The sequence below is a fragment of the Paenibacillus bovis genome, from assembly GCF_001421015.2.
Taxonomy (GTDB): Bacteria; Bacillota; Bacilli; order Paenibacillales; family Paenibacillaceae; genus Saccharibacillus; species Saccharibacillus bovis.
Genome location: NZ_CP013023.1, coordinates 4,298,634 through 4,315,221 on the forward strand (window position 1 = coordinate 4,298,634; position 16,588 = coordinate 4,315,221).

Below are 16,588 nucleotides of genomic sequence, written 5' to 3' on the forward strand. Positions count from 1 at the left end.
GACAGGGAACTATCCAAAAAGCATATCCTCTTCCCCTTTAAAAGTATGAGACTGATCGTGCAGAATAGGACACTTGATAGATCATAACTCGTATAAGCCAACAGCTGTTTCCCCGTAAGCAAAATAAAGCCCGGTTCCTGACAGAACCGGGTAACTTTATCCTGTTGTAATCCTGTATGCCGCTTAATCGCCGCGGAATGCTCTTTTGACACGGTCGAAGAAAGATTGCTCGTTCTCGTGCGTATTCTCTCCGCTGAGTGAACCGAACTGACGCAGCAGATCCTTTTGATCATCAGTCAGATTGCTTGGCGTAACCACTACAACCTTGATATGCTGATCGCCCTGACCGGTACCGCGCAGACGTGGTACACCTTTTCCTTTGAGGCGGAAGTAAGTGCCAGTCTGTGTGCCCGCAGGTACTTTGATTTTGACTTTTTCGGTCAGCGTCGGTACTTCGATCTCGTCTCCAAGCGCTGCCTGGGTAAAGGTAAGCGGAATCTCGCAGTAGATATCATCATCTTCACGTTCGAAGAAATCATGCGATTTCACACGGAAAACGATATACAGATCTCCCGGAGGACCTCCGCGTACACCGCCTTCACCTTCGCCATTTACTCTCATCTGCGATCCATCATCGACCCCTGCCGGGATGCGAATATGGATTTTACGCTGTTTTCTTACACGGCCGCTGCCGCTGCAATTATTACATTTCTCTTCGATAATAGTACCGGTACCTCCACAATTGGAACAGCTGCGGCGGTTCACCATACGGCCAAACGGCGTATTTTGTACTACTTCTTCCTGACCGGAACCATGACACACCGAACAAGTCTTCGGCTGGGTACCTGGCTTGGCACCAGAACCATCACATACATCACAATTCTCGGTACGGTTGATCGTAATATCGGTTTCTTTGCCAAAGATGGCTTCTTTGAACTCCAGATTCATCGTGTACTGCAGATCGTTACCTCGCTGTGGTGCATTCGGGTTACGCTGTCTGCCACCATTGCCACCAAAGAACATATCAAAGATATCGCCGAATCCGCCGGAAGAGAATCCGCCTCCGCCAAATCCGCCCTGATTAGGATCGATGTGTCCGTATTGATCATACTGCGCACGTTTGGATGAATCGCTCAGTACGTCGTAGGCTTCCTTAACTTCCTTAAATTTGGTTTCCGCGTCCGGCTCTTTGTTAACGTCCGGGTGATACTGGCGTGCTAGCTTCCGGTAGGATTTTTTGATTTCATCCTCTGAAGCGTCTTTGCCCAGGCCCAGTACCTCATAATAATCGCGCTTATCCGCCATCGGTCCACCTCCACTCCTTTATCTGAATGCTATGAATTACCGGATTACGAATCCGTTAGGATTTCTGTCTGAAAGACTTCCTGCATCCGAAGTTCTGCATGATATGCGGTCGATACACATACCTCGCTGCAGACTTTGTTTATACCGGCGAGTTCTCCCGTTATATAGCACTCTGTGTGTTATACCATGTTCACATAAAAAATGAAAGTCAAAGCACGGGATGCCCCGGCTTTGACCTTCCCATTTTAAGCACTAGCTGATTGCACCCGTCATAACCGGCGCTTTGTATACAATCATTTAAGCAACAATCGTGTTATCAACTGGCTGGTGTCTGCATATTCAGACAGCACTTAGTCTTTTTTGTCTTCGTCTACTACTTCGTACTCTGCATCAACGACATTGTCGTTTTTCGGAGCGCCTTCTGCGCCGCCAGCTGCTTGTTCTTCCTGTGCAGCCTGCTCGTACAATTTAACTGCCAGAGCCTGTGCTACGGTGCTCAGCTCTTCTGTAGCTGCTTTGATCGCTTCTACATCTTCACCTTCGAGTGTGGATTTCAGCTTGTCTTTGGCAGCATTTGCTTTTTCGACTTCGCCTGCATCCGCTTTTTCACCAAGATCTTTGATTGTTTTTTCGACTTGGTAGATCAGCTGGTCGCCGCTGTTTTTAACTTCAACGAGTTCTTTGCGTTTACGGTCTTCTTCAGCATGCAGCTCAGCGTCTTTCATCATTTTCTCTACTTCTTCGTCGCTCAGACCGCTGGAAGAAGTGATCGTGATTTTCTGGCTCTTGCCTGTACCTTTGTCTGTTGCGGATACGTTAACGATACCGTTGGCATCGATATCGAAGCTAACTTCGATTTGCGGTACGCCGCGTGGTGCAGCAGGGATATCACCCAGCATAAAGCGTCCCAGTGTTTTGTTGCCGGCTGCCATTTCACGCTCACCTTGCAGGACGTGAATTTCAACGCTAGGCTGGTTATCCGCATAAGTGGAGAACACCTGGGATTTGCTTGTTGGGATAGTTGTGTTGCGCTCGATCATTTTGGTAAATACGCCACCTGCAGTCTCGATACCGAGGGACAGTGGAGTTACGTCCAGCAGGACCACGTCTTTTACGTCACCAGTCAGTACGCCCGCTTGAACAGCTGCGCCCAGTGCAACAACTTCGTCCGGGTTAACGCCTTTGTGAGGCTCTTTACCAGTCAGTTTTTTGATTGCTTCCTGTACAGCAGGAATACGAGTGGAACCACCAACCAGTACGATTTTGTCAATTTCGCTGGCGCTCAGACCGGAATCTTTGATCGCTTGACGAGTTGGTCCGAGTGTACGCTCTACCAGAGTAGCGGACAGCTCTTCGAATTTCGCGCGAGTCAGATTAACTTCCAAGTGCTGAGGTACGCCGTCTGCAACCGTGATGAACGGAAGGGAGATCGTCGTTGTCAGTACGCCGGACAGTTCTTTTTTCGCTTTTTCAGCTGCGTCTTTGAGACGTTGTACAGCTGCTTTATCTTTGCTCAGGTCAATGCCCTGATCTTTTTTGAATTCACTTACCAGGTAGTCGATGATAACTTGGTCAAAGTCGTCACCACCGAGGTGGTTATCACCACTGGTTGCTTTAACTTCGAAGAAGCCATCGCCCAGTTCCAGGATGGAAACGTCGAATGTACCGCCGCCCAGGTCATAGACGAGGATCGTTTGGTCTTCGGATTTTTCCAGACCGTATGCCAGTGCTGCTGCTGTCGGCTCGTTGACGATACGCAGTACTTCCAGACCAGCGATTTTACCAGCATCTTTGGTTGCCTGGCGCTGACTGTCGTTGAAGTAAGCTGGAACCGTGATAACCGCTTGAGTTACCGGTTGTCCCAGATAAGCTTCTGCATCGGATTTCAGCTTTTGCAGGATCATCGCGGAGATTTCCTGGGAGCTGTAGTTTTTGTCATCGATTGTTTCTTTGTGATCTGTACCCATGTGACGCTTGATAGAGCTGATCGTACGATCCGGGTTGGTGATGGATTGACGTTTTGCTGTTTCACCAACGATACGCTCGCCGTCTTTTTTGAAACCAACTACGGAAGGAGTTGTACGTGCGCCTTCCGGGTTAGGAATAACGACTGCCTCGCCGCCTTCCATTACTGCCACACATGAATTCGTTGTACCAAGGTCGATACCAATTACTCTGCTCATGCTTAATTTCCTCCTTGTAACGTCTATGTTTTTTGAAAGAATATTTCATATTTAATCAAGTGAAGATTGCTTTTTGTTAAAGAACTTTTGGTTGAAGCGTAGAAGCTTACCTGTATCATGCCATAAGCTTGCCAGCGTTAAAAACACCGTACATTTGCTTATCGTTATGATGCCAAGTGCTTAGCCGCTTACTTTAACCATCGCCGGACGGATAACTTTATCCTTCAGCACATAGCCTTTTTGCAGTTCTTCTACCACGATTCCTTCTTCGTATTCGTCGGACTCTACCTGCATAACTGCCTGATGGAATTCTGGGTTGAACGGTTGTCCTACCGCTTCCATTGGAGTCAGACCTGTATTTTTGAGTACATCGGACAGCTGGCGGAAGATCATGTCTACGCCTTTGGAGAAGGATTCCAGTTCCGGATTTTCCGGCTTGGTTGCCATCGCACGTTCAAAGTTATCAATAACCGGGATCAGTTCGGTGATCAGCTGGGCAGAAGCGTACTTCGCCAGCTCTTCCTTTTCCTTTTGCGTGCGGCGACGGAAGTTATCAAAGTCTGCCTGGGCGCGCAAAAGACGCTGTGTCTGGTCATCAGCATGTGCCTGCACACGCTCCAGTTCAGCACGGGACACCACTTGCTCTGCTGTGGACTCTGCAGCGGAATCTGTTGTTTCAACAGTCTCAGCAGCTACATTGTTGTCTTCAGCCTGGATGTCATTCATCATTTCCTGATCTTCCGGATTGTTGTTTTCTTGAAAGGATTGCTCTTTATTCAAGATTGTTCACCTCCTTATAATAGCTCGTCATTCACATGGTTCATACTACAGCTCCTGATACATTCAAACGATATATGTTAGTCATCAGAGAGAACAATTAACGATACCATTGTTTGAGTATCCCGGTCACATCATGTGACAGCATATTCAGAATGCCCATCACCCTTGCATATTCCATGCGTGTAGGTCCCAGTATACCAATAGTACCCAATGATTCGCCATCCAGCTCATAGGTGGCTGTAATCAGACTGCAATTTTCAAAAGCCTGATGCGCATTTTCCGCACCGATCCGTACCTGTATACCGTGAGGAGCAGAAGCTTCCGCCATCAGACGGGTAAGCGTTGGCGTCTCTTCCAGCAAATCCAGAATACTTTTGACTTTGTCCATATCCCTGAATTCCGGTTGAATCAGCATATTGGTCGCTCCGCTCAGGAAAATCTTCTGTTCCTGTTCGTGATCAAAAGCAGAGTTCAGCGTGGCCATCATTTCTTCATAATGCTCCAGATGACGCTGCATCTCTTCGCTGATTTCCGTGAAAATACGGGTTTTTAATTTATATAAAGGCACGCCTACCAGTCTGCTATTGAGCAGATTCACCATTTGTTCCAGCTCGGATGCGGACACATTCTCGGGAATTCGTATTTTACGATTCTCGACCTGCCCTGTACTGGTAACCATAATGGCGATAGCTGTCTCATGATCCAGCGTCAACAGTTGAAAATGGCGTAGCGAGGTATGGAATACCTCGGGCCCCAGTAAAATAGAAGTATAATTGGTTACATTGGACAGCACCATCGCAGCATGCTGCATGAGCTGTTCCGCTGCGGACAGCTTTTCCGCAAAGAAACGCTTCAGTTCCTTGACTTCGGCGGTGTTGACCGCTTCAACCGGGGACAGATGATCCACATAATAGCGATATCCCTTTTGAGAAGGAATACGACCGGCCGAGGTATGCGGCTGCTCCAGGAATCCCAGTTCCTCCAGATCGGCCATTTCGTTACGAATGGTCGCGGGACTGTAATTCACGTCGCCTCTTTTGGATATGCTACGGGACCCGACAGGTTCCGCCGAACGAATGTAATCATCCACTATTGCATTCAGAATCATTTTTTGACGCTCGGTTAACATGAGGCTCCCTCCTTTTTGTACGATATCCATTCCGCGAGGATCAGGGCCATATGCACCGATGCTGTTTTTGGATTCAGGTCTATTCCAGCTACAAATCGGATTCCCTGAACAAAAACAACATAAGGGATATACCGGTTCCTTGTAGAGAAAGATATCCACCTCGTTAGCACTCACTAATGTTGAGTGCTAACGACTAATACAAAAATACCAAACTGCCTCATTTATTGTCAAGTCAGTTTGGTATTTTTATCATGTTTAACTTTGGATTTTTGAACCCTGTGCCGCATAAAGGCAAAAGGATTGGCGTTATAGCTTCGGTATACGGATCAGTAGCACTGCTACTAATGCGGGCAGCAATAAAATGGCGTTACATATAAAAGCCGGACTTCCACTGCTAAAGGATAATATTTGCATAGCCCAATATGGCGCAAATGCCGTACCTGCAAACAGGATAAATGTATATAAGGATACAGCAATGCCTCTTCGCTGCAATCCTAGCTGTCCTACGATAGCGACCAGAGCAGGGACACTGATCGCTATACCAGCTACAAAAAGAATACTGAATAAGATTACTCCTGCCAGTGCAGTCCATAAGGCCATCATCACAAGACTGAATATACTGACTGTCAATCCGAGCAGCAGCGTAAACCGGGCATTGGTTTTTTGCGCAATTTTACCGGCAAAAGGAGATAAAAGCATGCCCGCGATCCCGGCAATTTTTATTTCCAATATGGATTCAACATTTAGTGAATACAAGGACTGCTGCAAATAATGATTCAAAATAGCGTACATTACAATAAACGAAGATAACAGAACAAAAGCAACAACATAACTGAGCAGCAGATCTTTTTGTATCAGGATGGCTCTTATTTGTTTTAAATAGGCGTATACATTCAACTCCGGCTGCTGTGCAGAATCATTCGGCAAAAAAATCAGGATCAAACCTGCAGTTACAATATACAAACTACCAAACAAAAGAAATAATCCATGCCAGTTATATTGAGTACTGATTATTCCTGCAGCTACCTGACCGACAACACCCGCCATTAAAAAACCGGTGCTGACAAAGCCGATCGCTGTGACCCGCCGATGCTGCGGAAATATGGATACAATATAAGCAAGCACCACCGGTGAAAATGTCGATGCAGCCAAACCCTGCAGTCCGCGCAAAAGAAGCAGCCATGCAAAAGAATGAACCCACCCTGCTGCACATGTAAAAACAGCCAAACATATCAATCCGAACAATACTACCTTTTTGCGTCCATATTTATCCGCTATAGCTCCATATACAAGGCAGCCACAAGCAAAACAAAGTGAAAACAAACTGCTGGTCAACGCCGCCCTGGATACGGAGATATCGAATTCTGACGAAAACAGGGAATTTAGTGGAAGAGTCAAATACAAACTGCACATTACAATAAGACCACTCCAACTTAGCAGCCAGGTTATCCATACGTACCGACTCTCTTTTTGCAAAATACTATTCTCAATCATTTGCATATATATCCACCCTTCTTTTTAGTTAGATAATCTAATCAATTATATAAAAAAATATACTTTTACTTCTTTTCGAAAATCGGCTCTTATCTTCCTGAACCAAGCCGATTTTCGATACCCCGATTGAGCTTTAGCATTATCTTGTGTAATACCTGCTGTTCCTGCTCATCCAGATCCTGAACCAGTGAAGCGCATGCTTCCCAGAATACAGGTAATACTGTGTCTACCAACCGCTTGCCGGATGACGTCAAATAAATATAGCTTTTTCGCCCGTCTTCTTCGCTTTGCTGCCGGTAAATCCAGCCTTTCTTTTCTACATTGTTCAATAAAATAGTCGCTGAGGCTCTGCGTATACCAAGCCTCTGAGCAAGGGCAGATGCGGTTACTTTGTGTTGAATTTCATGCAAGCGAATCAATAAGAGAAGATCAAGTTTGCTTTCGCTTATATCATAGGGTGCCAGTACATCATCAATAACATCCAGAATATGATCGCTGTTCCATAACATGAGAAGACCAAGCTGTGCAGCAGAAGCAGAAGTCTCCGGAGCAGCGGTTTGATCGCACAGCTGATTGTACGGTTCATTTCCAAGTCGCGGTAACGACTGATCCAGCGATGATTGATAGCTGATATGTTTGCGAACGATAGTATACTCCTCCTTTACATAAATGATTAGATTATCTAATCATATAATAAATCTTCCTCTGCTGATTTGCAAGTGATATTACTTCGAGATTTGTACGCGATATCACTTTGGGATCTGTAGGCTATATTTACCCTGACATTCGCCAACCATATTTAATCTAAATAGTTGAATAAAATAACAAAAGCCGGATATCCCTATTCATTGTGGACATTCGGCTTTTATATTGTTGTGGGTCTGCAAGTGGTCTTTCCTATATCTGGTTGTGCTTTGCAATCTACAGCCAACCGTTTTCTTAAATATCCAGAACTTTGAGTACAGCGATCTCGTCACAGCGATCCTGCTTGGGACAGTGTCTGCAATCTGCCCAGACCTTTTCCGGGAAAATGCTTGTGTCCACCACTTCAAACCCGTTTTTGACAAAGAAAGAAACTTCATATGTCAGAGCCATCACTTTGCGCAGCCCGCGCGCCGCCGCATGTTCCATCAGCTTGTCTACCAGATGGGAGCCTATGCCCTGTCCTTTGTGGCCATCAGAGATGCCCAGCGAGCGGATCTCTACCAGCTCTTTCCCCAGCTGACATAGAGAGCCGCAGCCGACCAGCTCGTTATTGATCTCTGCGACGACAAAATGCTGCAGCTGCCGATGCAGCGCTTCACGGGAACGCGGAAGCATAATACCTCGCTCAGCATAACCTGAAATTAATTGATAAAGAGCTTCTACATCTTCGGGTACAGCTGCTCTGCAAGTGACTACAGCCTGCATAATACGTTCCTCCTCGTGTCGCGATGCGGATCGGTCAGAATAGGATCAGCAATCTGATCGGTTTAATTGGGTCGATCATTTATATATTTGAATATCGCCGATAAAATCTCAAATGAATACGTATAAATATACAATAATACAAATTTAAATTCAATAGGTTTATTCAAAAAATACTACATATTTTTTTGGTTTTTCTAGTATACGAAAATGATATTCCTTTATTTATACGGAGCGGGTAGACGTTTTATTGTTCTTTTAGCGTGTTTGCCTGCATTTCTGTAAAAGGCATTTTCAAAATCAAATCACTGCATTTTATACATCATATTTAAACCTGAGATTTGTATTCAATCAACAAAGCAACCTATAAAAAAGAAACCGCACATGAGTAGAGCTATGTGCAGCTTCTTTTACCGCATAATAAGTAGTTCTATTTAATTGTCGTGTGAGCCTAGAAATCCACCTGCTGATTTAATATCACTTCTCTGGGCTCATAGCCAAAAAGATCAACTGAGCGTACCAGTGAAAACTCGATACCTTTCAATTGGTCAGGCAATGCAGGAACGACCATAAATTCAATATAACCATAACCTCCTCCTCCATGGCTTCCATTTCGATTTACTTGATAGATTTGCTCACTAATAACTTCAAGCATTAGATTCATTTTTAACATGACCACGTCTGGATTCTCACCAAGGTACTTAATATCTATTTTAATAACGCTTCCAAGCTCATACTGCATAATATGGGTCAATGTGTACTCGCACTCACCGGATACCGTTTTCTTCATCAGTGGAATGACACTTTTCAAGGCTCCAGGCCCATCTGGTAAATAATAATAACGATTTTCTTCAAGGTTCTGCAGAATAAACCTTACCTTGTCAATATCCATGGAAAATTCTTCAGACCATTGCTCCAAATATTTCTCCGGTGGAAAAAATCGTTTACCTATAGACAATTTACGGCGTTCTTTGATAAGTCGAATCAATTGATGATCAATTTCTTTTGCTTCATCATTGTACTCATTTGGAATAATACGTGGATCAGTCCAGCTCATACAATTCACCTCTTTTATTTTACATTTTTTTCCTGTAACTATCATATCAAAAAATAGGTTTCAAGTAATTGTAAATATACAAAAAGCGCTGACTCCCGAAGGAATCAGCGCCTGATGATAAATATCTACATCTAATTTTATACGGTTTCTTCTACGAGACTGCCGACAAACTCACCGAATACATCATTACCGAACAGCAGTCCTTTTTCGCTCAATCGATAGCCAGCATCTGTAGGCTCCAGCAGTTGACCATCAAGCAGTTTGCGAATCTGGGCTTGAAAGACATCATCCAGCTGCTGTCCGTCGAACTGACGGGCAAAGCGCTCTTTGGACACACCTTCCAGCATCCGTAGTCCTACCATCATAAAGTCTTCCATCGCTTCGTTGCGGTCAATCTCGGCATGATCCAGACGTGGCAGACCCTGCTGGGCAGCTTCGTTATACGGATTGACCCCTTTGATATTCATATGGCGCTCTCCAGCGACATAGCCGTGTGCTCCAGCGCCCAGACCATAATAATCTTCATTGCGCCAGTACGTCATATTGTGGCGGCTACCGTAACCCGGCTTGGCAAAATTACTGATTTCGTACTGTTCATAGCCTGCCTTTTTCATTTTGTCCATCAGCAGCAGATACATGTTCAGCTCGCTCTCTTCATCCGGCAGCGGCAGCTGGTTTTTCTGGAACATAGTATGGAACAGCGTATTCTCTTCCACTTTGAGGCTATAGATAGAGTAATGCGGCAGATCCAGCTCCAGCGCACGATCCACACTGTAGGACAGCATGTCCAGCGTCTGATTGGGAAGTCCGAACATCAGGTCGATCGACAGATTGTTTAATCCTACCTTGCGGGCATTCTCCAGACTGCGGTATACATCATCTGTATTATGGATACGTCCGATACCGGTAAGCAGCTCATTTTGAAAAGCCTGCACCCCAAAGCTGACACGGTTGACGCCGCCTTCTTTCATAATTGCCAGCTTGTCTGCATCCGTCGTTCCCGGATTGGCTTCCATCGTAAACTCAATATTATCCGACCAATTCGGGAAATACGTGCGAATCGATTTGAGGAAATATTCCATCTCGTCATTTTTGAGTACCGTAGGCGTTCCGCCTCCAACAAAGATGGTATCAATGGTGCCCGGTGGATGCTGCTGTACTGTATATTCCATCTCGCGTTCCAATGCGCGCAGGTAATCCATTACCGGCTGATCCTTCAGAACATAAGAATTAAAGTCGCAGTAAAAGCACTTGTTGGTACAAAACGGAATGTGCATGTATATCGCACGGGGCGCGTCGTTATTCAGTGATTTATTCATGACTCTTTTCCTCCCCGTCATTCTATTTTAAACCTGGCTGTACGCGCCAGGGTATGGTCATGGTTGGATGAAGCTTTTGCAAATTTAACAGTGCAATGGACAAAAGGGAAAGCCTGTTGCCAGGCCCTCCCTTGTCTCACCGCTACAAATTGATTATAGGACAGACTAGTCGTCGATACGTAGTACCGCCATAAAGGCTTCCTGAGGAACTTCTACGTTACCGACTTGTTTCATACGCTTTTTACCTTCTTTTTGCTTCTCCAGCAATTTACGCTTACGGGAGATGTCACCGCCGTAACACTTGGCGAGAACGTTTTTACGCATCGCTTTGACGGTCTCACGGGCAACCACTTTGGTACCGACAGAAGCCTGAATCGGAATTTCGAACATTTGACGCGGAATCAGCTCACGCAGCTTTTCACAGATAATCCGTCCGCGATGATACGCACGATCGCGGTGAACGATAAAGGACAATGCATCGACCTGTTCGCCGTTCAGCAGAATATCCATTTTGACCAGATTGGACTTGCGATAACCGGAAAGCTCGTAGTCAAAGGATGCATATCCCTTGGTACTCGATTTCAGCTGATCGAAGAAGTCATATACAATCTCGGACAATGGTACCTGATACGTAATCGTAACACGAGTAGTATCCAGATATTCCATATTGATAAATTCACCGCGTTTGGTCTGGCAAAGCTCCATCACGGTTCCTACAAAATCGTTCGGTACGATAATGGAAGCTTTGACAAAAGGTTCTTCCACATACTCGATCCGGCCAAGCTCCGGATAGTTGGATGGGTTATCGATCGTGATAACATCTCCATTGGTGAGCGTCACATGATAAATAACGCTCGGTGCAGTCGTGATCAGCGGAATATTAAATTCGCGCTCGATCCGTTCCTGGATAACGTCCATATGCAGCAGTCCGAGGAATCCACAACGGAAACCAAAGCCCAGTGCGCTGGAAGATTCCGGCTCAAAGCTCAGGGAAGCATCATTCAACTGCAGCTTCTCCAAGGCTTCGCGCAGATCTACATAGTCGGACGATTCGATCGGATACAGACCGCAATATACCATCGGGTTGATTTTACGATAACCAGGCAATGGTTCCAGAGTTGGATTCTTCGCATCGGTAATCGTATCCCCGACACGCGTATCGCCCACTGTTTTGATACCTGCTACGATAAAGCCAACATCGCCGACATTCAGTTCATCGACAATCGTCATACGCGGCATAAAGGCACCGACTTCGATAACTTCAAATTCTTTGCCGGTCGCCATCATTTTGATTTTGGAGCCGGCTTTGATTTTGCCGTCCACGATCCGGGAGTAGATAATAACGCCCTTGTATGGATCGTAGTGCGAGTCAAAGATCAGCGCTTTCAATGGATTGGAAGGATCACCGGTTGGTGCGGGAACTTTCTCCACAACCTGCTCCAGGATTTCCTTGATCCCGATTCCTGCTTTGGCCGAAGCCAGTACGGCTTCACTTGCATCCAGGCCGATAACATCTTCTACTTCCTGCTTTACACGCTCCGGATCAGCGCTTGGCAGGTCGATCTTGTTAATAACCGGCAGAATCTCCAGGTTATTATCCAGTGCCAGATACACGTTGGCCAGTGTCTGTGCTTCAATCCCCTGGGCCGCATCAACGACCAGCAAAGCACCTTCACAGGCTGCCAGACTGCGGGATACCTCATAGGTAAAGTCGACGTGTCCCGGTGTATCGATCAGGTTAAGCAAATACTCTTCGCCATCATCGGCTTTGTACGTGAGACGTACAGCCTGCAGTTTGATAGTGATTCCGCGCTCGCGCTCCAGGTCCATCTGATCCAGTACCTGTTCCTGCATTTCACGTGAAGTCAGTGCGCCGGTGTACTCCAGAATACGGTCAGCCAGTGTTGATTTACCGTGGTCTATATGCGCAATAATTGAGAAATTACGAATTTTTTGCTGTCTTGCTGCAATATCAGTCATTCCTTACCCCCAACATAAGCCTGAAATATAATGCTGATGGTCCGGTCCTACTTGAAAGGTCAACCATTCCATTAATCAATTTATTATAGCAGTTGGTTGATATCCCAGCAATCCCACAACAGGAAGTAAAATGAAAGGATTATCGGGAATAAATTTCTACAAGTAAGATAGTATTGCATTTGATAATAGTCCATGCTAAAATATTTAGAGTTGTGAGTCTTAACGATGAACCGTATATGCTTTACAGGAGGTGAATGTAATGCCTAACATTAAATCCGCAGTAAAACGTGTAAAAACAAGCGAAAAGCGTCGTGCTCTGAATGCTGCACAAAAGTCCGCTCTGCGTACTAGCGTGAAAGCTGCAGATACTGCACTTGTGAATACTGATGTTGAAGTTGCAAAAACTGCTGTTGCTGCTGCTTCCAAAAGCCTTGATAAAGCTGTATCTAAAGGCCATATCCACAAAAACGCGGCTGCTCGTAAAAAATCCCGTTTGGCTAAGAAACTGAACGCAATTTCCAGCCAAGCCTAAGCTTGATTAATATAAACCCCTGATCGGTTCTCCGGTCAGGGGTTTATTGTTGTGGTACAAAAATAAATATCTCGATACAATAATCTGACTACTCTCTATCAGCCTATAAGCAGGCACCTGGTCGGGAGTTTTATTCGTGTACCGATTCCACACTTCTACTGATCACTATTAAAAAAGCCCAGGATTTATGCTCCTGAGCTTTTTTGGATTTATTTAAGTTCAATTACGCACCCAGCCGCAGCAAAAACATTTCCAGTCCGAGTACTTTATCAATCGCGCCTGTCTTCATCTGGTAGTCGAGCCTTGCCAGATGGGCTACGATCGAACGCAGCTTTTGATTGTCGAATTTGCGAGCCTGCTCGCCGGCAATTTTGATTGCATACGGATGCAGGCCAAGCTGGGAAGCAATCTGCTGCTGGGAGTAGTTTTGTCCCGACAGCTCTTTTACCTGCAGCATGATCCGGAACTGACGGGCAATCAGGGCAGCAATCTTGATCGGTTCTTCACGCTGCTTGAGCAGATCATAAAAAATGGTCAAAGCCTGTTCCAAACGCACTGCAGCAATTTGTTCCACCAGCATAAATACATTTTGCTCGGTACTACGAGCTACCAGCTGATGCACGCTATCTATAGTAATCGTGCCCCCTCTGCCTGCGTGCAGACACAGCTTATCCATTTCTGCCGACAAGATTCCCAGCCCTGTGCCCGCTGACTGTACAAGCGCCTCAGCCGCGGCTGTAGAGCAATCACATTCCTGCTTTTTGGCATGACGGATCAGCCAGCTGATCAGTTCTTCGGCTCCCATAGGTTGAAACGGCAGCACACAGGCATGGTTTTTGATCGCCTTAACGATTTTTTTGCGTTCGTCGAGTTTTTCGCCATTGACCCAGAACAATAAAATAGAATATTCGGCAGGCTCCTCCATATAGCGCAGCAGCGATTCTACCCGGTGCTCCAGCTTGCTGTTATCCTTGCCGGCTGTCAGCACCGAAGAATCCTTGATAATTATCAGCTTGCGCGGCACCATAAAAGGAATCTCTTCGGCTTCTTCTACGACTGTCTCCAGGGCAGTCTCGGACAGATCGTAATGAGCCAGCGCAAAATCGCGATGCTCCGGCTCAATCAGCTGCTGCGTCGCAAAATCGATAAATTCCTTGATCCGGTATTTCTCTGCGCCATAACATACATAAATAGCGGCAGGTTTGTTATTTTGAATATCTTTACTTGCTGTCTTCAGATCCATAATCCGTTCCTCCTGATTTCAATATCATTATTGTAACGGAAAAAAGAACAGACGACAAAGGACTTCCTGCTTTTTCTCGCAGAAAGTCCTTTATTTCAGCAATGTACTATATTTTATCTACAGGATGCTTTACCCCGTATCCTGCCTGTATACCAGCACGGCAGGATGCCAGGTCATTCTAACCTTTTTATCTCTTTTGTTAATCGTTGCCGATCGTAATTTTGTACGTTTTGCTTATGCCGTTTTCGTTAACCTGATAAGTGAATATTTTACCATCGTCCGACCATCTGCCGCTAATCAAGCTCCCCTTCAGCGTAATGGAAGAAACAACGGTACGTCCATTCACATTATCTTCTGCGATACTGTCCAGCCGCAAAATATTATCTGTCGTGAGTACAACAGTATAATCTGCACCCGGAGACTTCCATTCTTGCTCCTGCTTTGGTCCATTCACACTGGAAGTGGAAGGCAGCAGGGAACGTTCTGTGCTCTTGGTATCGAGTGTAGGCGTATCTGCTGGCGGAGTGTCTGCTTTTGGTGAATTATTGCTGGATGCATCCGGATCAGGTGTTGTGCTTTCCTGCGACTGCGTCGAAGGAGCATCGGTTGATTCCGGATTGCTCTCTGCTGCACTCTGCTTGTCCTGAGCAGCCTCCTTGTTTGTCTTGCCCGTATCGGCGGATGGTGCTTTTGCCGTACTGTCCGCTGGACTGGAGTCCTGCTGGGAAGACACTTCAGGATTAGCTGCAGGTTGCTGTGAGCGATTGTTTGACGTACTTCCATTATCCCCTGAAGAAATTCCACCACGGTTCCCCGATGCAGGAGGCTGCTCCTCGCGGGTATCCGGTGTATGGGTACTTTCCTGTGGAGTCACGTTGCGCTCCGGCTCTTTTGAAGCTGGAGGTGTCTTTGTGCTCTCACTTGCAGAAGGCGTATTGGATGAAGTCTCAGGTTCCTTGATATCCTTGCCATTGGATGGTTCCTGACTTCCACTGGACGGCTGGTCTGACTCCGGCGGATTTACACTGCTTTCCGTATCCGGTGGTGATGTGATACTGCCCGATTCCGGCTGGGCTTCTTCCTGTTGTGCACTATAGGGAACAGGCTGCGGGCCTGCTTCGCTAAGTGTTTTGGGCTCATAGTTGGCAATGGATACGCCCAGTACCACCCCGGCAGCCACGATCCCGCCAATCGTACGTACTGGCAGACGTTCACGCCAGCTGCGACGCTGACGACGGCGATCCGCCAATTCGTCGGTATCGGCTTTTTGCGGTTCCATAATACCGATCTCGGCTGCGCTCTCGGTACGCCGTTCTTCGTCCAGCAGATCGAGCTGTGGCAGAATAGCATCTACCAGGCTGTACTTTGGTGTGACATCAGGTAACTTTTCCAGGCGTAACGATAAAGCCGTCATAATCCGGAATGTCTCTGCCGCATCTGGATTCTCATCCATATAACGGAACAAGGCTTTTGTATCTTCCCCATTCAGGTCACCGTCCAAATAGCGGCTCATCCACTCTTCCGCTACTTCACGTTTCATCCAATCATTCCTCCTTTCTCATAATCTGCTAGCAGATTCTGTAATTGTTGCCGGGCTCGAAACAGGTACGATTTTACTGTATTCAAAGGTAAATCCAGACAATCCGCAATTTCGTTGTAAGACAGGTCCTGAATATACCGAAGCACAATCACTGTACGATGATGTTCCGGCAGCTGATTGATCGCTTCCCGCACATCCTTGGATGTATAGGCGCGCATCACTTCATGCTCTACATCATCATGACCTTCGAACACCATTTCGTGTTCCTCAATAGAAACGGTAGGTTTGCTGCGTCTGAATTTATCAATACAAATATTCGTCACGATTCGCTGCACCCAGGTCTTGAATTGTGCTTTTTCTTCGTAGGAACCGATTTTGGTGTAAATACGGATCAGTGCCTCTTGAGCCGCATCCAGAGCATCCTGTTCATTGTTCAAAATGTAGTAAGCTGTTTTGTACACATGATGTTCTATCTCTCTTAATAGGGTGATTAGAGCATCTCGGTCTCCCTCTTGGGCGGCCTTGATGAGTCCCTGCTCCACCACGGAGGATCCCCCTCTCCTTACAACCCCTAGACGCATAACACCGCCTAATTGTTGCAGTACTTTTAAAATAATTT

The 16,588-nt window shown here is 46.1% G+C and carries 14 protein-coding genes; 1 reads left to right on the forward strand and 13 read right to left on the reverse strand.

Annotated elements, in window-relative coordinates; all coding sequences use genetic code 11:
• Positions 1-183: 183 nt before the first annotated feature.
• The 10 genes from dnaJ to lepA form a co-directional block, all read right to left on the reverse strand.
• The gene (gene dnaJ, locus AR543_RS18320) at positions 184-1,305 is read right to left on the reverse strand and encodes a molecular chaperone DnaJ (RefSeq protein WP_060535848.1); all 1,122 of its coding nucleotides are present in this window, start codon (positions 1,303-1,305) and stop codon (positions 184-186) included.
• 350 nt (positions 1,306-1,655) lie between these two features.
• Positions 1,656-3,488 carry a molecular chaperone DnaK gene (gene dnaK / locus AR543_RS18325; protein ID WP_060535849.1) on the reverse strand — a complete coding sequence of 611 codons (1,833 nt, stop codon included), beginning with the start codon at positions 3,486-3,488 and terminating at the stop codon, positions 1,656-1,658.
• A 180-nt stretch (positions 3,489-3,668) separates the two neighbouring features.
• Complete coding sequence (gene grpE, locus AR543_RS18330; protein ID WP_060535850.1) at positions 3,669-4,268, reverse strand: nucleotide exchange factor GrpE; 600 nt, start codon at positions 4,266-4,268, stop codon at positions 3,669-3,671.
• A 97-nt stretch (positions 4,269-4,365) separates the two neighbouring features.
• The gene (gene hrcA / locus AR543_RS18335) at positions 4,366-5,397 is read right to left on the reverse strand and encodes a heat-inducible transcriptional repressor HrcA (RefSeq protein WP_060535851.1); all 1,032 of its coding nucleotides are present in this window, start codon (positions 5,395-5,397) and stop codon (positions 4,366-4,368) included.
• A gap of 306 nt (positions 5,398-5,703) precedes the next feature.
• Positions 5,704-6,897, reverse strand: coding sequence for an MFS transporter (locus AR543_RS18340; RefSeq protein WP_082472274.1), 1,194 nt, complete (start codon positions 6,895-6,897; stop codon positions 5,704-5,706).
• Between the two features lie 83 nt (positions 6,898-6,980).
• Positions 6,981-7,400 carry a MarR family winged helix-turn-helix transcriptional regulator gene (locus AR543_RS18345; protein ID WP_227871774.1) on the reverse strand — a complete coding sequence of 140 codons (420 nt, stop codon included), beginning with the start codon at positions 7,398-7,400 and terminating at the stop codon, positions 6,981-6,983.
• A 430-nt stretch (positions 7,401-7,830) separates the two neighbouring features.
• Positions 7,831-8,301: an N-acetyltransferase gene (locus AR543_RS18350; protein ID WP_060535854.1), complete on the reverse strand. Its 471-nt coding sequence runs from the start codon at positions 8,299-8,301 to the stop codon at positions 7,831-7,833.
• A 448-nt stretch (positions 8,302-8,749) separates the two neighbouring features.
• Complete coding sequence (locus tag AR543_RS18355) at positions 8,750-9,355, reverse strand: hypothetical protein (protein WP_060535855.1); 606 nt, start codon at positions 9,353-9,355, stop codon at positions 8,750-8,752.
• Between the two features lie 137 nt (positions 9,356-9,492).
• Positions 9,493-10,674 carry a radical SAM family heme chaperone HemW gene (gene hemW, locus AR543_RS18360; protein ID WP_087071285.1) on the reverse strand — a complete coding sequence of 394 codons (1,182 nt, stop codon included), beginning with the start codon at positions 10,672-10,674 and terminating at the stop codon, positions 9,493-9,495.
• A gap of 165 nt (positions 10,675-10,839) precedes the next feature.
• The gene (gene lepA, locus AR543_RS18365) at positions 10,840-12,654 is read right to left on the reverse strand and encodes a translation elongation factor 4 (RefSeq protein WP_060535857.1); all 1,815 of its coding nucleotides are present in this window, start codon (positions 12,652-12,654) and stop codon (positions 10,840-10,842) included.
• Between the two features lie 259 nt (positions 12,655-12,913).
• Between lepA and rpsT the strand changes: the two genes are divergently transcribed.
• Positions 12,914-13,186: a 30S ribosomal protein S20 gene (rpsT, locus tag AR543_RS18370; RefSeq protein WP_017811861.1), complete on the forward strand. Its 273-nt coding sequence runs from the start codon at positions 12,914-12,916 to the stop codon at positions 13,184-13,186.
• Positions 13,187-13,409: 223 nt separating this feature from the next.
• On the opposite strand, the gene holA is transcribed toward rpsT, so the two are convergent.
• The 3 genes from holA to AR543_RS18385 form a co-directional block, all read right to left on the reverse strand.
• Positions 13,410-14,429, reverse strand: coding sequence for a DNA polymerase III subunit delta (holA, locus tag AR543_RS18375; RefSeq protein ID WP_060535858.1), 1,020 nt, complete (start codon positions 14,427-14,429; stop codon positions 13,410-13,412).
• A gap of 199 nt (positions 14,430-14,628) precedes the next feature.
• A complete protein-coding gene (locus AR543_RS18380) occupies positions 14,629-15,969 on the reverse strand; it encodes an anti-sigma factor family protein (protein ID WP_060535859.1) in 1,341 nt (446 codons plus the stop codon).
• Positions 15,966-16,514 carry an RNA polymerase sigma factor gene (locus AR543_RS18385; protein ID WP_017811864.1) on the reverse strand — a complete coding sequence of 183 codons (549 nt, stop codon included), beginning with the start codon at positions 16,512-16,514 and terminating at the stop codon, positions 15,966-15,968. Before AR543_RS18385 ends, AR543_RS18380 begins: the two co-directional genes overlap by 4 nt.
• Positions 16,515-16,588 lie beyond the last annotated feature (74 nt).